The sequence below is a fragment of the Pseudomonas guariconensis genome (assembly GCF_040822035.1).
Lineage (GTDB): Bacteria > Pseudomonadota > Gammaproteobacteria > Pseudomonadales > Pseudomonadaceae > Aquipseudomonas > Aquipseudomonas guariconensis.
Genome location: NZ_CP162012.1, coordinates 2,003,912 through 2,022,561 on the forward strand (window position 1 = coordinate 2,003,912; position 18,650 = coordinate 2,022,561).

The 18,650-nt window shown below is 62.2% G+C and carries 17 protein-coding genes; 8 read left to right on the forward strand and 9 right to left on the reverse strand.

Going from position 1 to position 18,650, the window contains the following annotated elements; all coding sequences use genetic code 11:
• Positions 1–20 precede the first annotated feature (20 nt).
• Both AB1N67_RS09075 and AB1N67_RS09080 read right to left on the reverse strand, forming a co-directional pair.
• Positions 21–1,007, reverse strand: a complete 987-nt coding sequence (locus tag AB1N67_RS09075) for a dipeptidase (RefSeq protein ID WP_197853598.1) — start codon at positions 1,005–1,007, stop codon at positions 21–23.
• Positions 1,008–1,020: 13 nt separating this feature from the next.
• The gene (locus AB1N67_RS09080) at positions 1,021–2,454 is read right to left on the reverse strand and encodes an aldehyde dehydrogenase family protein (protein WP_102081978.1); all 1,434 of its coding nucleotides are present in this window, start codon (positions 2,452–2,454) and stop codon (positions 1,021–1,023) included.
• A 95-nt stretch (positions 2,455–2,549) separates the two neighbouring features.
• Here AB1N67_RS09080 and AB1N67_RS09085 point away from each other — a divergent pair, with 95 nt between their 5' ends.
• Entirely contained in the window at positions 2,550–3,437 is an 888-nt protein-coding gene (locus AB1N67_RS09085) for a LysR family transcriptional regulator (RefSeq protein WP_182941167.1), read from the forward strand.
• A gap of 73 nt (positions 3,438–3,510) precedes the next feature.
• Here AB1N67_RS09085 and AB1N67_RS09090 read toward each other — a convergent pair whose 3' ends face one another.
• Positions 3,511–4,077, reverse strand: a complete 567-nt coding sequence (locus AB1N67_RS09090; RefSeq protein ID WP_232092033.1) for a hypothetical protein — start codon at positions 4,075–4,077, stop codon at positions 3,511–3,513.
• Positions 4,078–4,381: 304 nt separating this feature from the next.
• Between AB1N67_RS09090 and proP the strand changes: the two genes are divergently transcribed.
• On the forward strand, positions 4,382–5,884 hold the full coding sequence (proP, locus tag AB1N67_RS09095) for a glycine betaine/L-proline transporter ProP (protein ID WP_043214829.1): 1,503 nt from the start codon (positions 4,382–4,384) through the stop codon (positions 5,882–5,884).
• A 312-nt stretch (positions 5,885–6,196) separates the two neighbouring features.
• Positions 6,197–7,318 (forward strand): glycosyltransferase 61 family protein, encoded by a 1,122-nt coding sequence (locus AB1N67_RS09100; RefSeq protein WP_367863686.1) that lies wholly within the window; start codon positions 6,197–6,199, stop codon positions 7,316–7,318.
• A 19-nt stretch (positions 7,319–7,337) separates the two neighbouring features.
• Here the strand turns inward: AB1N67_RS09100 and AB1N67_RS09105 are convergent, their stop codons facing one another.
• Positions 7,338–7,532: a hypothetical protein gene (locus tag AB1N67_RS09105; protein WP_182818513.1), complete on the reverse strand. Its 195-nt coding sequence runs from the start codon at positions 7,530–7,532 to the stop codon at positions 7,338–7,340.
• Between the two features lie 20 nt (positions 7,533–7,552).
• Positions 7,553–9,160: a methyl-accepting chemotaxis protein gene (locus AB1N67_RS09110; RefSeq protein ID WP_197853596.1), complete on the reverse strand. Its 1,608-nt coding sequence runs from the start codon at positions 9,158–9,160 to the stop codon at positions 7,553–7,555.
• A 302-nt stretch (positions 9,161–9,462) separates the two neighbouring features.
• Here AB1N67_RS09110 and AB1N67_RS09115 point away from each other — a divergent pair, with 302 nt between their 5' ends.
• Positions 9,463–10,212: a DNA-binding response regulator gene (locus AB1N67_RS09115; RefSeq protein ID WP_269475583.1), complete on the forward strand. Its 750-nt coding sequence runs from the start codon at positions 9,463–9,465 to the stop codon at positions 10,210–10,212.
• Complete coding sequence (locus tag AB1N67_RS09120) at positions 10,202–12,874, forward strand: ATP-binding protein (protein ID WP_367863687.1); 2,673 nt, start codon at positions 10,202–10,204, stop codon at positions 12,872–12,874. Before AB1N67_RS09115 ends, AB1N67_RS09120 begins: the two co-directional genes overlap by 11 nt.
• Before the next feature lie 87 nt (positions 12,875–12,961).
• Here AB1N67_RS09120 and AB1N67_RS09125 read toward each other — a convergent pair whose 3' ends face one another.
• The gene (locus AB1N67_RS09125; protein ID WP_070571886.1) at positions 12,962–13,630 is read right to left on the reverse strand and encodes a DUF3313 domain-containing protein; all 669 of its coding nucleotides are present in this window, start codon (positions 13,628–13,630) and stop codon (positions 12,962–12,964) included.
• Positions 13,631–13,865: 235 nt separating this feature from the next.
• Between AB1N67_RS09125 and AB1N67_RS09130 the strand changes: the two genes are divergently transcribed.
• Both AB1N67_RS09130 and AB1N67_RS09135 read left to right on the forward strand, forming a co-directional pair.
• Positions 13,866–14,435 carry an SPOR domain-containing protein gene (locus tag AB1N67_RS09130; protein WP_043214818.1) on the forward strand — a complete coding sequence of 190 codons (570 nt, stop codon included), beginning with the start codon at positions 13,866–13,868 and terminating at the stop codon, positions 14,433–14,435.
• Between the two features lie 100 nt (positions 14,436–14,535).
• A complete protein-coding gene (locus AB1N67_RS09135; protein ID WP_043214816.1) occupies positions 14,536–14,961 on the forward strand; it encodes a GTP pyrophosphokinase in 426 nt (141 codons plus the stop codon).
• On the opposite strand, the gene AB1N67_RS09140 is transcribed toward AB1N67_RS09135, so the two are convergent.
• From AB1N67_RS09140 to AB1N67_RS09150, 3 genes are all read right to left on the reverse strand, one after another.
• The gene (locus AB1N67_RS09140) at positions 14,962–15,654 is read right to left on the reverse strand and encodes an endonuclease (RefSeq protein WP_070571888.1); all 693 of its coding nucleotides are present in this window, start codon (positions 15,652–15,654) and stop codon (positions 14,962–14,964) included.
• Positions 15,655–15,660: 6 nt separating this feature from the next.
• The gene (locus tag AB1N67_RS09145) at positions 15,661–15,903 is read right to left on the reverse strand and encodes a DUF1654 domain-containing protein (RefSeq protein WP_043214811.1); all 243 of its coding nucleotides are present in this window, start codon (positions 15,901–15,903) and stop codon (positions 15,661–15,663) included.
• Positions 15,904–16,138: 235 nt separating this feature from the next.
• A complete protein-coding gene (locus AB1N67_RS09150) occupies positions 16,139–17,227 on the reverse strand; it encodes an asparaginase (protein WP_043214809.1) in 1,089 nt (362 codons plus the stop codon).
• 355 nt (positions 17,228–17,582) lie between these two features.
• On the opposite strand from AB1N67_RS09150, the gene AB1N67_RS09155 reads away from it, so the two are divergent.
• The gene (locus AB1N67_RS09155) at positions 17,583–18,536 is read left to right on the forward strand and encodes a sugar ABC transporter substrate-binding protein (protein ID WP_197853591.1); all 954 of its coding nucleotides are present in this window, start codon (positions 17,583–17,585) and stop codon (positions 18,534–18,536) included.
• The last annotated feature ends 114 nt before the right edge of the window (positions 18,537–18,650 follow it).

Genomic DNA, 18,650 nt, shown 5'->3' on the forward strand with positions numbered 1-18,650 from the left:
AGGCTGTCCGTGCGAGGGGCTCAGGCCTGCGCCGTGGTGGCGGTTTCCAGCAGGCGCAACCAGTTCAGCCCCATGATCTTGCGCACGTCTTCCTCGGCAAAGCCACGGGCGCGCAGGCCCTGGGCGATGTTGGGGAAGTCGCGGCTGTCGCGGAACCATTGCAACGGCGCTGGCCAGTTGGCGTTGTCCTTGGAGCCTTCGCCGTAGTCTTTCTCCTTGCTCCAGCGGCCGTTGCGCATCCATTCGAGCACTGACAGCGGCTGTCCCTGGCACAGGTCGGTGCCGATGCCGATGTGCTCGACGCCCATCAGGTCGGCGGTACGCGCGACCATGTCGCAGAAGCTCTCCAGGGAGCACTCCGAAGCGCCCTTGAGGTGGAACGGGTAGGTGCTAAAGCCCAGCAGCCCGCCGGACTCGGCGATTGCGCACAGCACCGCGTCGGACTTGTTGCGCTTGGCGGCGTGGAAGCTCGACGGGTTGGCGTGGGAGATGATCACTGGCCGGGTCGACAGCTCGATGGCCTCCAGCGTGCTGCGTTCGGCGCTGTGGGACATGTCGATCAGCATGCCGACGCGGTTCATCTCGGCGATCACCTGGCGCCCGAAGCGGCTGATGCCGTTGTCTTCGCGCTCGTAGCAACCGCTGGCCAGCAAGCTCTGGTTGTTGTAGGTCAGCTGCATGACGAACACCCCGAGCTGGCGGAAGACTTCCACCAAGGCGATGTCGTCCTCGATCGGCGAGCAGTTCTGGAATCCGAAGAAGATCCCCACGCGGCCCTCTTCATGGGCCAGGCGAATGTCGCTGGCCGAGCGTACCGGGCGGATCAGTTCGGGCCAGGTCTCGAAGCGGCGGTTCCACTCGCCCAGGCGCGACAGGGTTTCGCGAGCGTTCTCGTGGTAGGCGATGGTGGCGTGCACCGCGCTCAGGCCACCGGCCTGCATTTGCTGGAATATCTCCGGGCCCCAGTTGGAGTACTGCAGGCCGTCGATCATCAAGAGGTCGTGCATGGCGCGTATTCCTTCAGGGCCGCAGATAGGTGGTCTTGACCACGGTGTAGAAGTCGCGGGCGTACTGGCCCTGTTCGCGCGGGCCGAAGCTCGACGCTTTGCGACCGCCGAACGGCACGTGGTAGTCGGTGCCGGCGGTGGGCAGGTTGACCATCACGCAGCCGGTCTGGGCGCGGCGCTTGAACTCACTGGCGTGGCGCAGGGACTGGGTGATGATGCCGGCGGTGAGGCCGTATTGGGTGTCGTTGAGCGTGGCTAGGGCCTCTTCGAAGTCGCGCACGCGGATTACGCAGGCGATGGGGCCAAAGACCTCTTCGCGGTTGATGCGCATGTCGTTGCGGCTGTCGATGAACAGCGCCGGGCGCATGTAATAGCCGTCGGTGTCCAGCTGCAGGCGTTCGCCGCCTTCGATCAAGGTGGCGCCTTCGGCCTGGGCCAGGTGCAGGTACTCCAGGTTCTGCTCCAGCTGGCGCGCATCGGCGACCGGGCCGATCTGCACCCCGGCTTGCAGGGCATGGCCGACCTTGAGCTGGCGCATGCGCAGGCGCAGGGCCTCGACAAAACGGTCGTGGATTGCCTCGCAGACGATCAAGCGCGAAGACGCCGTGCACTTCTGCCCGGTGCCGAAGAACGCCCCGTTGAGCGCGCATTCCACCGCCAGGTCCAGGTCGGCGTCGTCCATCACCACCAGAGCGTTCTTGCTGCCCATCTCCAGCTGGCAGCGCACCAGGTTGCCGGCGGTGGCAACGGCGACGCGGCGGCCGGTTTCCAGGGATCCAGTGAAGGTCAGGGCGTCGATGTCGGCCGAGTTGACCAGGGTTTCGCCGACGCTGGCGCCGCTGCCCATGACCAGGTTGAAGGTGCCGGCGGGCAGGCCTTGGCGACTGATGATCTCGGTCAAGGCCCAGGCGCTGGCCGGCACCAGATTGGCCGGTTTGAACACCACGGCATTGCCGAAGGCCAGGGCCGGGGCGATCTTCCAGGCCGCCGTGGCCATGGGGAAGTTCCACGGGGTGATGATGCCTACCACGCCCACTGGCTCGCGGTGCACTTCGATGTCGATCCCTGGACGCACGGAGGCGGCGGTCTCGCCCATCTGGCGCAGCACTTCGGCGGCGTAGTAGTGGAAGAACTGGCCGCTGCGGTTGACCTCGCCGATGCCTTCGGCCAGCGGCTTGCCTTCTTCACGCGAGAGCAGCTCGCCGAGTTCTTCCTTGCGGGCGATCAGCTCGTCGCCGATGGCCATCAGCACCTGCTGGCGGGCCTCAAGGCCCGAGGCGGCCCACAGGGGTTGTGCGGCGCGGGCAGCCTGGATCGCCTGGCGGGCCTGTTCGGCGCTGGCCTGGTGGTACTCGCCGATCAGGTCGCGAGTATCCGAGGGGCTGTGATTCGCCAGGGTGGCCTGGCCTTCGCACCACTGGCCATCGATGTAGTTCTTGTACGTCATGGATGAAAGCCTCCGTTTGCCTGGCTCTCATCTTGCGAGCAATATGCAGCAAATAAAAATTAATAAAAAAAATGCTTTGATAAGGATCGCTAACCATGCTGCCCGAACTGAAGATTGCCCAACTGCGCTATTTCGTGCTGGTCGCCGAACTCAAGAGCTTCCACGCCGCCGCACGCCAGGCGTTTCGCACCCAACCGGCCATTTCCCTGGCGGTGCGGGAGCTGGAGCAGAAACTGGGCCAGGCCCTGGTCGAGAAGGGCGGTGGCCGCGTGGAGCTCACGCCGTTCGGCGAGCATTGCCTGCCGCTGTTTCGCGGCTTGATCGAACACCACGACCGCATCGCCCGCGAGGCCACCTTGCTGGCCCGGCACGAGATTGGCCAGGTCAGCATCGCCACCGTGCCCTCGGTGGCCAGCCGTTTGCTGCCAGGGCCGTTGGCGCGTTTCGTGGCCGAGCACCCGAACGTGCAAGTCAGCATCCAGGACGGCACGGCCGAAAGTGTCCAGCAACTGTTGACCAAGGGGCAGGTGGACTTCGGGATCAGTAGCCTGTGGATGGAGGACGAGCAGATCGAGTTCATGCCGATCGCCCATGACCAGGTGGGCGTGGTGTGCCGGGCCGATCATCCACTGGTGCAAGTGGGCGGGGCCTTGCATTGGTCGCAGCTGCAGGGCCTGCCGATGATCGGCAACGGCACCTCGCGGCTACTGGAAGGCACGGATGCAGCGTGTTTGCTGGAGCACAGGCGGTTGTTCGTCTCCAACATGATTTCGTTGATCGCGATGTTGGAAGAAGGGGTAGGGATCAGTACCCTGCCGTACCTGGCGTTTCCGCTGGAAAACGAAAAACTCGCCTTCCTGCCCTTGGCCGCGCCCAAGGTGGAGCGCCAGATCGGCATGCTCACCCGCAAGGGGCGCAGCCTGTCACCGGCGGCGGGGGCGTTGATGGCGTTCTTGCAGGCGCAATGGCCGAGCGCCGAATGAAGGCCCACAGGTACCACGTCGCGCTTGGACCTGTGGGGCAAAGCCTACGATGGGCTGCAACACCGCCACACCTTCAGCGTGAGGTCTCGACGCGCAGCACCTCGGTGTAGATGGCATCGACCGTCTGGCCGACCTTGAGGTTCTTCATGCGCGCTTGTAGATCAGGGTTCTCGACCTTGACCACCTGCACCTTGCCTTCCGGCGGCAGCAGGGTCACTTCATGGTTCTTCAGGTCGATCTTGCTGATCTTGGAAGTGACCTTGACCTGGCGGAACGCCTCGCCGCCGGGGTTGGGGTTGTCCTTGGTGGCGCGGATGGTGCCGGACTCCTCGCTCATCTTCGGCGCACCACCGACCTCGGTATTGAGTTCGTAGGCGACCGCCCGGGTCACGTAGATGTCCACGTTGTCCCCCACCTTGAGGTTGGGCAAGGCCTTGGCTTTCTCGGTGAGCTGGAAGGTCACAGGTTTCTGGTTGGGGCCTTCGACGGTGACCTGGTAGTTCGGCGCATCCACCGCCAGTACATGGGTGGAGACGTGGCTTTCCAGGGCTTCACTGCCCAGCGGCAGCGGGGCCGCAACGACGGTGAAACTGGCGGCGCAGGTCAGCGAAGCAAGGGCGAGGGAGCGGGTGAGTTTCATCGGGCTTCTTTCCATGTCGTCGATTCCGGTTAGGCGTGCGCTGCGCACGCGCCTAGCAAGCATAGCCAGACTCTGGCGATATGCCTGTAACCAGGATGGCCCGTGACGAAGCCGGTGCTGCGGTCTGCAGGGGGCGCAAACTGCCCTTTGCGGAAGCGAATTTACCCGCCAATGCGACAGTGGTTTCATCAACGGCATTCGCCGGTAAACCTGCCCCACGGGGACTGCACAGCCTGACGGTGAATTTTTTTACGTTCCGCTGTATCTGATGCCATAGAACGTGCATCCGCGACAGGGAGCGACCATGAAATCACGGAAAAAGACCGTCAAGCCGATCGGCTTGCAGGACATCACCATCGTCGACGACGCCAAGATGCGCAAGGCGATCACCGCCGCGGCGCTGGGCAATGCCATGGAGTGGTTCGACTTCGGTGTCTATGGGTTCGTTGCCTATGCACTGGGCAAGGTGTTCTTTCCTAACGCAAGCCCCGGGGTGCAGATGATCGCGGCACTGGCCACGTTCTCGGTGCCATTCCTGATCCGCCCGCTGGGTGGGCTGTTCTTCGGCGCGTTGGGTGACCGCTATGGGCGTCAGAAGGTGTTGGCGGCGACCATCGTGATCATGTCCTTGAGTACGTTCGCCATCGGGCTGATCCCGTCCTATGCCTCGATCGGCATCTGGGCGCCGATCCTGTTGCTGCTGGCCAAGATGGCCCAAGGGTTCTCGGTGGGCGGCGAATACACCGGGGCGTCGATTTTCGTGGCCGAATACGCACCGGACCGCAAGCGGGGCTTTCTCGGCAGTTGGCTGGACTTCGGTTCGATCGCAGGGTTCGTGCTGGGCGCGGGCCTGGTGGTGCTCATCTCCACTGCACTGGGCGAGGCGGCGTTTCTGGAGTGGGGCTGGCGCTTGCCGTTCTTCCTGGCCTTGCCGCTGGGCCTGATCGGCCTCTACCTGCGCCACGCCCTCGAAGAGACGCCAGCTTTCCAGCAGCATGTCGACAAGCTGGAGCAGGGCGATCGCGAGGGCCTGGCTTCAGGCCCGAAGGTGTCGTTCAAGGAGGTCGCCACCCAGCACTGGCGCAGCCTGGTGACCTGCGTGGGTGTGGTCATCGCCACCAACGTCACCTACTACATGCTGCTCACCTACATGCCCAGCTACCTGTCCCATAACCTGCACTACAGCGAAGACCATGGGGTGCTGATCATCATCGCGATCATGGTCGGCATGTTGTTCGTGCAGCCGATCATTGGCCTGTTGAGCGACAAGGTCGGCCGCCGGCCCTTCATCATCGGTGGCAGCGTGGGGCTGTTGGTGCTTGCCATTCCGGCGTTCATGCTGATCAACAGCGGCGTGCTCGGGGTGATCTTCGCCGGTTTGCTGATCCTGGCCGTGCTGCTCAATTTCTTCATCGGGGTGATGGCTTCTACCTTGCCGGCGATGTTCCCCACCCATATCCGCTACAGCGCTTTGGCCAGCGCCTTCAACATTTCGGTGCTGATCGCCGGGCTGACCCCAACCATCGCCGCCTGGCTGGTGGAGAGCACCGAAAACCTGTACATGCCGGCCTACTACCTGATGGTGATCGCATTGGTGGGATTGGCCACGGGCGTGTCGATGAAGGAGACGGCCAACAAGCCCCTGCACGGCGCTGCCCCCGCTGCCTCGGACATCGAAGAAGCGCGCGAGCTGCTGCAGGAACACCACGACACGCTGGAGCAGAAGATCGAAGACATCGACGCGAAGATTGCCGAGCTTCAAGCCCAGCGCGCACGTTTGGCGCAACAGCATCCTCATATCGACTGACGGCGCGAAGCGGAGTCTGAATGTTCATTGCAAGTGCAAACTATTTAAGTCGGGTGATTAATTTGACGCCATAAAATAATTGGCAAATACCCGAGGTAGAGCGCTTGCAAAGTCATTTGTTGGCACCTTTACTTGTTACTGGATATAAGGGGCGCTGTTTCAATGAAGCGTGGCTTTCATATCAATGAGTTAAAGGGTGCATTGACGTTTCGCGTTGATATTCCGGCCTATTTGTCAGGTTCATAAAGGGTGGCTACATCCTTTATGGGTTTGCCGTTCCTGACGGGTCCCGCTCAGTGGGGAGGACTGTTCATGGAAAGTGAGGTGTCGGCGTTCAGTCAATTGGATTCCCATCATCGTCGGCACTGGACATTGGCCGCGTATAAATACATCGCGCGAAAACGGCTGGCTCGTCATGTCGATATCAGCCTGAAAAGCATCGCGGAAAAAAGCTGGGACATCGCCCCAGGTTGCCTGTCGTTCTCTCCGCCAGCCATTGCGCTGCCCGGCCAGCTGGAGCGCGTCACCGGCTGGGAGGAAAAACGCTTCTATCCATATGAGCACCCGGCCCGCACCATGGCAGGGTTGGGCGAAGTGGTGCAGGGCCCGACCCGGGGCTATCTGCTCAAGGACGTCTGGTTGATCGACGGAGTGCTGTACAAGGGGCGGGCCAGTTTCTGGCTTTCCCAACGGCCCAGGGCATTCCCGCCTGTGGTCGTGGAGCATGAGATCGACCGCGGGGCGATCTACTGTTCGGTCAACGGCAATACCTGGTTCGGCAACTGGATGGTCGAAGACTGCGTGACCTATCCCCTGGCCGCCGAGGAAGGTGTGCCGGTCACTGTCGGGCCGTCGGTGCGGTTTCCCATCTACACCCAGGCGCCGCCCTACGAAGACTGGCTCGGCATGAAGCCAAGGCGCCTGAGTGGCGCCTACTTCCATGAACTGGTGCTGTTCGATGACTTCTGTAACAACCGCAACAAGTATCTGCGTTTTCGCGCCATGGGCGACAAGCTGCTGTCGCGGGTGAACTATCAGGCTCACCCCGGCGTGTTCTTGCTGCGCGGTGGCGACGGCGACCTGCGCTTGCTGCGCAACGAACTGGAGTTGGCCGAGCACCTGCGTCGAACCCGTGGTTTTCACGTGGTCGATCCGCTGAAAAGCGACGTGCCGTCCATCGTTGCGGCCTGCGCCGGGGCGCAGGTGGTGATCGGTGTCGAGGGCAGCCAGCTGGTGCATGGGGTCAATGTCCTGCAACCGGGCGGTGCTTTGCTCGCCCTGCAACCGCCCAATCGCTTCGTCAGCTACTACAAGTACCACACCGACCGAGACAACCAGCACTTCGCTTATGTGGTCGGTACCCCCGATGGCGACGGTTTCAGGATCGACATCGAGGAAGTGGAGCGCACGTTGGATTTGATTCCACCGCCGTGAGCCGTGACCCAGAGCACGTTCAGGATGTGGCCCGGGCCAGGAGAAGGTTTGCCGTCTTCACCATTTGAATCCACTCCTGCTCGGTCACCAACCTCTTCTGCCGGAGCAACTGGGCCTCCAGGATGGCCTCGTCGTACTCGGATTCGGTGAACCCCTTCAAGTGCACGTGCCTTGACGACCACAAGGCAAATTCCGGTGATTGAATGTCGTTCATCGTCGCAAACCCTTCCGTGGTCAGATCTTGAAGTTCGCCACCAAGCCGTTGAGTTCGATTGCAAGTTGGGACAACGCCTGGCTGGCCGCGCTGGTCTGGTTTGCGCCCGCGGAGGTCTGCATCGACAGGTCACGGATATTGACCAGGTTGCGATCGACTTCCCGGGCGACCTGAGCCTGCTGTTCGGAGGCGCTGGCGATCACCAGGTTGCGGTCGTTGATGGTGGACATGGACTGGGAGATAACCGTCAGGGCGTGGCCCGCCGCCTGGGCGATTTCCAGCGTACTGTTGGCGCGGCTTTCACTTGCGCGCATGGCATCGACCGCATGCGCAGTGCCGGAGCGGATGCCGCTGATCATCTGTTCGATCTCGCCGGTGGACTGCTGGGTGCGATGGGCGAGGGCGCGTACTTCGTCGGCTACCACCGCGAAGCCACGCCCGGCTTCGCCTGCCCGCGCCGCCTCGATCGCGGCGTTCAAGGCCAGTAGATTGGTCTGCTCGGCGATCTCACCGATCACCTCGAGCACGCGGTTGATCTCGTTGGCGCGGTGCGCCAGCTCGGCGATCTGCCCAGAGGTCGTGCTGACATCGCCCACCAGTTGCTGGAGCGAACCCAGTGCCTGTTCGACTTTCTCGCGGCCCTGGCGCGTGGTGCTGTCGGCGTCCTCGGAGGCCTGAGCAGTATTGACTGCATTGCTGGCCACTTCCTCGACGGCTGCGGTCATTTCGTTGACAGCGGTTGCGGCCTGTTCGATCTCCGCGCTCTGCTGGTGCAATCCACGGTTGGTATCTTCGGTCACCGCGTGCAGCTCTTCGGCCGCGGAGGCGAGCTGGTCGGAGGATTGAGCGATGTGCTGCAAGGTCTGGCGCAGGCTGTCCTGCATGTGCTTGAGCGATGCCAGCAATTGGCCCGGCTCGTCGCGCTCCTTGATACGGAGCTCTTGGGTCAGGTCGTTGCCGGCAATCCGCTGGGCGACCGCAATGGCATCCGCCAGCGGGCGCACGATGCTACGGGTCAGCAAGAACGAGCAGAGCAGCATCACGAGCAGGATGACCACCAAGGCTACGACGATGGCGAAGAACGCCTCGTAGTAAGCCTTTTCGCTGGCTTCGGCTGCGCGGTCGGCGCTGTCGGAGTTGAAGATTCGCAGGGCATTGAGGGCGGCCATCATGCTGTCGGCCTGAGGGGACAGCTCATGCTTGATGGTGTTCATGGTCGCCGCCTTGTCGCCCTGGGCTGCGAGGACCTTGTCCAGTATCGTCAGGTAGTTTGCGTATTCGCGGCTGAAGGCGGTGAAGAGGGCACGGTCTTCTTCGCTGTGGAGGGTTTTCTCGTATTCGGCCAACGCGCTGGAAACATCGCCCTTGAGCGATTCGATCCTGCGCACGTCTTCAACGTCTTGCTCGATGAAATTGCGCAGGGCCAGCGAACGTATCCGCCCCAGATGGTTGCTGATATCGCCGGTGGCCATCACACCGGGCAGCCAGTGCTGGCGGACTTGTTCGGCCGAGGCGTTCATGGATCGGGTTTGCAGGATGGCAGTCACGCCGATCGCCAGCGTCAACAAGGCGATGAGCGAGAAAATAAGCGCGCAGCGGCTTCCGATGGCGAGGGATCGTAAATTCATGGGGAGAGGCTCCACGGTCAAGAGGACGTCGCACTTCGAGCACGGTGTACCGTGGATTATCAAGCCATTGGGTGGGCGTGGCTTTTGCCCGGAGGGCCGCGTCTTTCGCTGGCGGGAAATTTTTGTTGGCGCAGACGCGCTCGCGAAGTATCCGCAGTTGAAGCGCGCAAAAGTGGCATGCGATAAAACGGCTGTACAGGCCTGCGTGATGGTGCGGGCCGGCTCTGTAATCGGCCGGTAGAGGAGGGAGTTTCATCGAGACGCTAAATCTTGCGCCAGACGTTCTCCAAGGGCAGCGTATCCTGGTCGTCGATGATGTCGACAATGAGCGGATGCTGCTCGCCGACTACCTGCAGCAGCAAGGTTGCCGCGTGTATCTGGCACGCAACGGCCAGGATGCATTCAAGAAGGTTCAGCTGATCAATCCGGACATCGTGTTGATGGATGTGCTGATGCCGGTTTGCGATGGCCTGACCTGTTGTCGAATGATGCAGGCCTCGGCATTGACCCGGCAGATCCCCGTGATCTTCCTGACAGGCGCGGGCATGCCTGACCAGCGGGTGCAAGGCCTGCTGTGCGGCGCGGTCGACTACATCGTCAAACCCTTCAGGCTGGAAGAGATCCGTCTGCGGCTGGTGATTCATCTTCGACGCAAACTGGACAACGCTTCGGTGAATGAGCATCAGGCCGCACCAGTGCGCAACCTCGACAACATACTGTTCCAGACCGCGCGCAACGTGTTGGTGAATGCGTTGAGCACGACCCCTGACCTGCACGAGCTGGCCGCGCAGGTGGGCACCAACAGCAAACGCCTGAACGAAGCCTTCCGCCAGTGCGCCGGGGTGACGGTGTTCGAATTCCTGCGAGAGGAACGCATGAAGGAGGCGTGCCGCCTGCTGTCCAACACCGGCCTTGCCTCCCAGGCGATCGCCCTGGAGGTGGGATTCACCAGCGGCGCCAGCTTCTCGACGGCGTTTCGCGACCGTTACGGGCTCTCGCCCAATCAGTTTCGCCAGTCGCGCGGCAACTTGGAGTCGGGCGATGTCGACTGACGCTCGTAGCGCATGCACGGTCTTTTTCGGGGCCTTGCTGTTGTTGCTGGCCTTCGGCTCGGTGGCGGTGTTCGATCAGCGCAGTTTCCACGCCCCGTTCCAAGCGCTCACTGGTAGTGCCCAAGTCTTCGAAGAGCCCCCCGGACAGGCCCTCGAAGCGCAGCAGGCCCTGCAACAGGCACGCTGGCGTCCAGCCAGCAAAGCGCTTCTGAGCGCGCCGCGTCGTCATTCCGCGCTCTGGCTGAGGCTCAAGGTCCAGGCACCGGACTTGCCGGTCACCGAGCGCTGGCTGGAAGTTGCGCCCTGGCGAGTCGGAGACATCGATCTCTACCAACTCGATGCCCGTACCGGCGAAGTGATCGACCATCAGCGCACCGGCCCTTCGCTGCCCATCGAGGCGCGGACGATTCACAGTCAGCGGAATCTGCTGCCCATCACTTTCGTCGGCGCAACGCCGAGCGATCTGTTGATTCGGGTGCAAAGCGAACACAGGCCCACGCTGTCACTCAGGTTATGGGAGGCGGACGCCGTGCAGGCCCAGGACCGCCTCGAGCAGTTGCAGCATGCCGTGCTGTTCGGGTGTGTGCTGGCGCTGGTGGCGATCCTGCTACTGCGGCTGAAGCTGGCCTTCATGACACTTGCCCTGTGGCTGCTGGCAACCTTCGCCATGCAGGCCGAACAGGAAGGCTACCTGACTTTTCAGCTGTTCGATGGATTGCAATCCATGGGGCTGGCCCTGCGCACGACGTTCTGGCAGATCGCGCTGTTCAGCTTCCTGACCTCGGCGCTGCTATTGCTCGACCTTCGCCAGCGCCGGGCGTGGCGGTACTTCTATTGGCCGAGCGTGGTGCTCATAGGGGCGTTGGTCCTGAGCCAGGCATTGTGGGACAACAATACGCTGCGCACGCTCAGCGCCTACCTGAGCCTGACCGTGCTGCTGGCATGGCCTTTCTCGTTATCGCGCGTCGCCTTGCGCGGCAACCCCTATCGCCAGGTGCTGTTGGTGCTGTTCCTGTTCAGCTGGCTGGAAAGCCTGTGGTTCACCTTCAACTACACCTTTGCCATCAACTATGACGGGCTGTTCAACATCTCGGCCATGCTCATCCGGTTGGGCATCATTATCGGCATCATTGGCTTGTTCGCCCTCGAGCAGCAGGTCAGGCGCAAGCAGATCGAGCAGGAGCTGCTCGAGAGCGAACGCCAGCAAAAGCACCGCTTGGAAAAGGCCGTGACCCAGCGTACACGGGCGCTTCAGGCCGCCGTGGTCGAAGCCAACAACGCCAGCCAGGCAAAAATCGAATTTCTCGGTCGGGTCAGCCATGATCTGCGCTCGCCGCTGACCTCGATCATCGGCTACGCGCAACTGTTGCAAGCCGAAGGGGGCGCGATCACACGAAAGGCGGGGGTGATCTTCAAGAGCGCCAACCACATGCTGGCGCTGGTCAGCGACCTGATCGATTACGCCAAAGGCACCTCGGGACAAACCTTGCTCGTGGCGCCGGTGTACTTTCATGGTGTGCTGGACTCGGTGGTCATGGAGGCGCAAGTCCTGGCCCTGCGACGCAACAACAAATTCTCGTTCGACCTGTCCGGGGCTGTGCCGCCCGTTGTGGAAGTCGATGCCAAGCGCCTGCGCCAGGTGTTGATCAATCTGCTGGACAACGCCGCCAAGTTCACCCGAGACGGCATGATCGGCCTGAAGGTGCGTGCGACGGATACACCGGGCAAGGCGAGCTGCGTGGACCTGCATTTCTGCGTGCACGACACCGGCCTTGGCATCGCCAAAGAAGACTTGCCGAACCTGTTTGCGCCTTTCTTTCGCAGCCACGCCCACGAAGTGGAGGGCAGTGGACTGGGCTTGGCCATCGTCGATCACTGGTTGGGGCTGATGGGCGCGAACGTTGAGGTCGACAGCGCCGTTGGAGAAGGGACGCGCATCGGGTTTTGCCTGACGGTCAATGTCGCTTGCGAGAGCCAGATCACCGAGCCGCAATGGCTGGATTTCTCGATTGCCGTACCGCCGGTCCTGGGGGAGGGGCGCACGGTGTGGGTGGTCGAAGACAACGACGACATCCGCAATTTGTTGGTAGATGAACTGCTCACTTGCGGGTTCGCTGTCCAGGCGGCGGTGGATGGCGAGGATTGCCTGGCACGGCTCGCCGCGACCGTTTCCCAGCCGCCAGCGTTGGTCCTGACCGATTACCTGATGCCCAAGCTCAACGGCGCGCAGTTGCTGCGAGCATTGCGCGAGCGTTGGCCCGCGCTGCCTGTGGTGTTGATTTCGGCGACCCAGCACAGCCAGCATCTGCCCAGCCCACCGCACCCCGCCTTCGACGCTGCGCTGATAAAGCCGGTCAATCTGGCGACATTGCGCCAGACGCTGGCGCAGCTACTGGGGCTGGGTTATCGCATAGAAGGCAGGGAGGATGTGCCGTGCGACCGGGTGCTGCTGATCCACCAATTGAGCAGCCTGGAGGCGCATCGTTTGCGGGAGTTACGTGTGTTGCTCGAGGCGGGGGCGGTCACGGACCTGTTCGAATGGGTGCAAGGTCTTCCGCAGGAGCTCGAGATGCTGGCGGCCCATATGTGTGCATTGGCCGAAGCCTGTGATCTGGATGCCGTGAGCGCGCTTCTCGAAGCCGTGCCCGCGACAAAACCGTGAGGTCATGCAGGTTTCACGGGTAAACCGGACACCGAACCGATTCACCCGCGAAGCGGGCGCCACGCAGAAGGGCAGCGCCGACAAGGATCATTTCTTCAGGGCCTGGTACGACTTGACCATGTCCTGCGCCCAACCGTCGAGCACGGCCTTGGCATCTTTGGCCTGCATGACTTGCGATGAGTTCTCCAGCTCTGTGCCGGCGCCTTTGCGCACCACCTCGGCCACTACCTGGTTGTTGCTGCCATCGATGAAGGCCGCCTCGGTGGCGATGCTGGTGTCCTGGTCGCGAATGCCGGTGGCGGTGCTGATACCCGCGGCGATCAGGGCGATCGGGATCACTTCATACGGGCGCAGGCTCTTGGTGGAGGCGCTGACCGCAGTGATCGCCGGGCGCACGACCAACACGCCTGGGCCTGGGCTGGTGGCCAGCGGCAGGACCTTGGAGAAGTGTGATTTCAAGGTCTGGTCGTAGTACTGGGTGATGCCTTGAAGCGTGGACTGCGGAACCTTCTCGGTCGGCTGCGGCCGCGGATAGAGCTGGCTGGGCTCGATGTAGACGCTGCGGAAGGCGTTGACGTCGACGCCAGGCTTGATCCAGCGCATCACCGGCGCACCGGAGGGGGACTTTTCTTCCTTGAGGATGCTGTAGTCCTTCAGAAAGCCGGAATACTGATCGGACTCCACGTATTTGCTCGCGCAACCGGAGAGCAGTAGCGAGGACAGGCACAAGGTTGTAGCGAACGACTTCAAGTTCATTCAGGTTCTCCTTGGGACATTGGCAGTGCGCGGTGGCCTTGGTTTCGAGTTCGTGTGACGGTGTCGTGGAAACGCCAGGTCGCGCGCCCTCCAATGATATGTAGCGCACAGTTGCCGAAGTTGCCGGACAAAGTGTTGTCCGACAGTGCATTTGTCGGGTCGATGTCCTGTTGCTGAGTCAGATCAAGGTGTCGCTCATGCTAGAATCCGCCGCTTCGAATCAGGAGGTAGACGCGTGCGCAAACTGGCAGTGGTAATGGCAGTGCTGGCCCTGGCGGGCTGTGAGAACGAGGTCGAGGGTGTCCACAAACAGGTGGCCGAACACCTGCACAACCCCAAGACGGCCAAGTTCGCCAACGTGCGGATCGACACCCAGGGCTCGATCTGCGGCCAGGTGCGCGGCAAGGACGACGCCGGGCAGTACGAGGCGTACCGCAGTTATGTGGCGATCAAGCACGATGGCCAGTATGAAATCCTCGTCGATGACACCGGCAACAACCTGCGCATCCGTGAGGTCTGCGGCGGTGCCGAGCTGCAACGCCGCGCCGATGCCCTGGCTGACCAGCCGGCCCCGGAAGGCTGGGATGTGGAAGTGATCCAAGGGGCCAACATGGGCGCCTTGACCGACATGACTGCCCGCCTGATCGAAAAGGGCATCCCGTCCTCGGTCGAGTATCGCAATGGCAAGCCGGTGGTGTTGATGGGGCCATTCCCCACCAAGGCCGAGGCCGAGGCACGCAAGGCCGATGTCATGGCGCGCCTGGGCACGGACTCGATCGTCATCCAGCACGGCGCACAGCGCTAAGGCACGGGCCGCACAGCGGCTCCAGGGCGTCAAAAATGCATGTCCGGGGCGTGTGCGGCTATGCTTGCAGGGAAGCAGGTGGTTGAGGGGGAAAGGCCTCATGTCTACGCTGGAACGGGCCATTGCCGTCGCTGCCAGGGCGCATGAAGGGCAATACGACAAGGGTGGGGCGGCCTACATTCTCCACCCGTTGCGGGTGATGATGCGGGTTTCGACGCCCGAGCAGCGGATCGTCGCGGTGCTCCACGACGTGTTGGAGGACACCCCGCTGACCCTGTCGGACCTCGCGCGCGAAGGCTTCCCCCTGAAGATCCTCGCCGCCGTGCTGGCGTTGAGCCGGCGTGAAGGCGAGAGCTACGAAGCGTTCGTGGTGCGCCTTGGCGGCGACCCGCTGGCGCGGCAGGTCAAGCTGGCGGACCTGGCCGACAACAGTGACCTGTCGCGTATCCCATGCCCGGGCCCGGCGGACCTGGCCCGGCTTTGCCGCTACCAGCAGGCCAGCGCCTACCTGCAGACCCTCAACTGATCAGCCACAGGCCTGCATGTTCACCGGCCCGACGAAGTCGTTGCCATGGCCCATCACGCACGCCACCTGTTGGTTGCGCTGCAACTCCCAGGTCTGCGGTGGATAGGTCTTGTTCCAGGCCTCGAACAACTGCCGGTCTTGCTTGGACAGGCGCAGGTTGTACTGTTTGCTCATATAGAAGTAGGTGCGCGCGATCATCCCGCGGATCGACGGGCGCGGCATCACTTTCTTGGCCTTGAAGTCCACCTGAGTCAGGCAGCTGCCGTACTGGCCCTGTTGCTGCGGCAGCCAGCCGAAGCTGTAGTTGCTGCGGTCGCCATTGACCTCGCCGATGCTCGGTACCAAGTTGTGCAGGTCGGCTTCGGCGCGTTTGTACACCTCATCGTGGCGCGAGCAGTTCTTGCGTCCACCATTCTGCCAGCATTGGCGCTGATGGCCGATCTGCCAGGCAGGCACGATGTGTTCCCATTCGATGCGCGAAGCGCGTTGGGCATTCTTGCGCGGGGTGTAGCCGCAAGAGGCCAGGTCCACTTTGTTGCCTTTGTACTTGCAACCACAGTAGAACTCGGTGGATTGCGGTGCATACAGGCGCCAGGCGACCTTCTTGGCTTCCTGGAAGGTACGTGGGGCGTCGGCGTGGGCAGTGACAGCGGTGAACAGCAGGCACAGGCCTGCGAAAAGCGAAACTCTCATGCGCGGTCAGTCTTCCTTGGGCACAGTCCAGAAGATCTGCACGCCGCCGTCATCGCGGTGGGCGAGGGTGACGTTGTCGTTTTCGGCGATTTCCTCGAGCAGGGTTTCCCAGTCGTCGGGCGACTCGTGCTCCAGGCGGAAGATCAAGGCCGCGCGGCTGCGCTGGGCGATGGGGCTGTTGATGATCTTCTGGATGCGCAGACCCAGTTGTTCGTAGGTGCTAGGGGATGCTGCAGAGGTACTGGCCACGGGGCTTTTCCTTGTTTTGCTGTATGTGCATACAGTATTTCACTGTAAGGCATTTCGCAACAGCGTGTAAGTCGAAAGCGTCTATGACCGCAGGGATGGAATTGGTTCACTCACGGGTGAATGCAGTTGCGGGTAAGCCCGCTCCTCCCACGTCCGCTCTGGACCCTGTGGGAGCGGGTTTACCCGCGAAGGGGCCGGCTCATACAACGCGCCGGCCCGACGTCATGGCAACGAATCAATACTCCCAGAAGATCCGCTGCAGCTCCTTGCTGTCCTGGGTCTTGGTCATCGCCACCATCGCCAGGATCCGCGCCTTCTGCGGATTCAGGTCATGGGCCACGACCCAGTCGTTCTTGTCGTCAGGCTGTTCGGCGTTGCGCAGCACGAAACCACCCTGATTGACGTGGGACGAACGAATGATCTGAACACCGTTCTTGCGCAGCTCTTGCAGGGCTGGCACCACCCGCGACGATACCGAGCCATTGCCAGTGCCGGCGTGGATCAGAGCCTTGGCGCCATTTTGCGCCAGCGCCTTGTAAGCGGTGTCGGTCACGTTGCCGTAGCCATAGGCGATGTCCACCTGGGGCAGGGCGCTGATTTGCTTGATGTCGAACTCCGAGTTGACGGTATGGCGCTTGGCCGGCAGGCGGAACCAGTAGGACTTGCCTTCGACCACCATGCCCATCGGGCCCCATGCGCTCTTGAACGCTTCGGTCTTGATGTTGACCGACTTGCTCACGTCACGGCCGGACTGGATCTCATCATTCATGGTCACCAGCACCCCTTTACCGCGGGACTGCTTGTCGCTGGCTACTGCTACGGCGTTGTACAGGTTGAGCATGCCATCGGCGGACATGGCAGTGCCCGGGCGCATGGAGCCGACGACCACGATTGGCTTGTCGGTCTTCTCCACCAGGTTGAGGAAGTAGGCGGTTTCTTCGAGGGTATCGGTGCCGTGGGTGATGACGATGCCGTCGACGTCCTTGCTGTCGGCCAGCTCCGCGACGCGTTTGCCAAGCTTGAGCAGGTCGTCGTTGCTGATGCTCTCGGAGGCGATCTGCATCACCTGCTCGCCGCGCACGTTGGCCAAGGTGGCCAGCTCCGGTACGCCGGCGATGAGTTTGTCGACACCGAGCTTGGCGGCCTGGTAGGTGGCGCTGTTGGCGGCGCTGGCACCGGCGCCGGCAATGGTGCCGCCGGTGGCGAGGATGACCACGTTGGCCAGTTTCTGCTGTTGCTCGGCTTCCTTGGCGCTAAGGCCGGTCGGCAGGATCAGCAACAGGGCGAGGGCGCTTGGGGCGAAGGTTTTCACTGCAGCATTCATGTTTTTATTTTCTCTCTTCCAAATGAGACGGTTGGCTGTGTCGCGCCCTAGAGCAGGCAGGTTTCGTACCAGCGGGGGCCGTGGCCCCAGCAAGGGCTGGATGAAGCCGTGATCAGGGCGCGTTACGACAAACCTGTGAGACTGGTTCGGGCTGCATGACAGCCTGTTCCGTTCGGTATCCCGAATGAGAGTAGGAAAAGGTGTTCGGTTTTTCGGAAATTTTCCGGATAATCCCGACGTACGCGGCCTGGGCAAAACCGCGTGAGGGATTTGACAAAAGCAGGTCTTGTTTCCATAGTTAGGCAACGCAAACGTTTGCGATCCGATAAAAAACACAAGATTCGGAGTCAAATTCATGAAATTGCCATTCCCTGGCCGCTTGCTGGCCCTGGCTGTCTTCTCCACGCTTGCCCTCTCACTCCCCGTGTCCGCCGCCCAGGCCCAGGACAAACCCAAGGTCGCCCTGGTCATGAAATCCCTGGCCAACGAGTTCTTCCTGACCATGGAAGACGGCGCCAAGACCTACCAGAAAACCCACGCTGATGATTTCGACTTGGTGGCCAACGGCATCAAGGACGAATCCGATACTGGCAACCAGATCCGCATCGTCGAGCAGATGATCGTCTCCGGCGTCAACGCCCTGGTCATCGCTCCGGCCGACTCCAAAGCCCTGGTGCCGGTGATCAAGAAGGCCATGGACGCGGGCATCACTGTGGTCAACATCGACAACCGCCTCGACCCCGACGTGCTCAAGAGCAAAGGCCTGAGCGTGCCCTTCGTCGGCCCCGACAACCGCAAGGGCGCTCGCCTGGTCGGCGACTACCTGGCCCAGCAGAAGCTCAAGGCCGGGGACCAGGTCGGTATCATCGAAGGCGTGCCGACCACCACCAACGCCCAGCAGCGCACCGCAGGCTTCAAGGACGCCATGGAAGCTGCGCAGATGAACGTGGTCTCGGTGCAGTCGGGCAACTGGGAGATCGACAAGGGCAACGCCGTCGCCGCCGCCATGCTCAACGAATACCCCGATCTCAAGGCATTGCTGGCCGGCAACGACAGCATGGCCCTGGGCGCTGTGTCGGCGGTGCGGGCGGCAGGCAAGACTGGCCAGGTGCAAGTGGTTGGGTACGACAACATCCGCGCCATCAAGCCCATGCTCAAGGACGGCCGTGTGCTTGCCACCCTCGAGCAGCATGGCGCCGACCAGGCAGTGTTCGGCATCCAGGCGGCCTTGCAGATGCTCAAGGGCGAAAAGCCTGCGGTGGATGCCGACAACGTCATCCAGACCCCGGTCGAACTGGTTACCGAATGAAGATGCGGCATCGCGGCGCCGGTTTCGCCGGTAGGACCGCACCCACAGGTACAGCAGGGTTTTCCAGGCCTGCGCAAGGTCTGTGGGCACCGGCTCATCCGCGAGGAGGCCAGC

Coding starts and splice junctions, on each gene's coding strand:
- AB1N67_RS09075 (WP_197853598.1), bottom strand. CDS start 1,007: ATGCACGACCTCTTGATGATCGACGGCCTGCAGTACTCCAACTGGGGC.
- AB1N67_RS09080 (WP_102081978.1), bottom strand. CDS start 2,454: ATGACGTACAAGAACTACATCGATGGCCAGTGGTGCGAAGGCCAGGCC.
- AB1N67_RS09085 (WP_182941167.1), top strand. CDS start 2,550: ATGCTGCCCGAACTGAAGATTGCCCAACTGCGCTATTTCGTGCTGGTC.
- AB1N67_RS09090 (WP_232092033.1), bottom strand. CDS start 4,077: ATGAAACTCACCCGCTCCCTCGCCCTTGCTTCGCTGACCTGCGCCGCC.
- proP (WP_043214829.1), top strand. CDS start 4,382: ATGAAATCACGGAAAAAGACCGTCAAGCCGATCGGCTTGCAGGACATC.
- AB1N67_RS09100 (WP_367863686.1), top strand. CDS start 6,197: ATGGAAAGTGAGGTGTCGGCGTTCAGTCAATTGGATTCCCATCATCGT.
- AB1N67_RS09105 (WP_182818513.1), bottom strand. CDS start 7,532: ATGAACGACATTCAATCACCGGAATTTGCCTTGTGGTCGTCAAGGCAC.
- AB1N67_RS09110 (WP_197853596.1), bottom strand. CDS start 9,160: ATGAATTTACGATCCCTCGCCATCGGAAGCCGCTGCGCGCTTATTTTC.
- AB1N67_RS09120 (WP_367863687.1), top strand. CDS start 10,202: ATGTCGACTGACGCTCGTAGCGCATGCACGGTCTTTTTCGGGGCCTTG.
- AB1N67_RS09125 (WP_070571886.1), bottom strand. CDS start 13,630: ATGAACTTGAAGTCGTTCGCTACAACCTTGTGCCTGTCCTCGCTACTG.
- AB1N67_RS09135 (WP_043214816.1), top strand. CDS start 14,536: ATGTCTACGCTGGAACGGGCCATTGCCGTCGCTGCCAGGGCGCATGAA.
- AB1N67_RS09140 (WP_070571888.1), bottom strand. CDS start 15,654: ATGAGAGTTTCGCTTTTCGCAGGCCTGTGCCTGCTGTTCACCGCTGTC.
- AB1N67_RS09150 (WP_043214809.1), bottom strand. CDS start 17,227: ATGAATGCTGCAGTGAAAACCTTCGCCCCAAGCGCCCTCGCCCTGTTG.
- AB1N67_RS09155 (WP_197853591.1), top strand. CDS start 17,583: ATGAAATTGCCATTCCCTGGCCGCTTGCTGGCCCTGGCTGTCTTCTCC.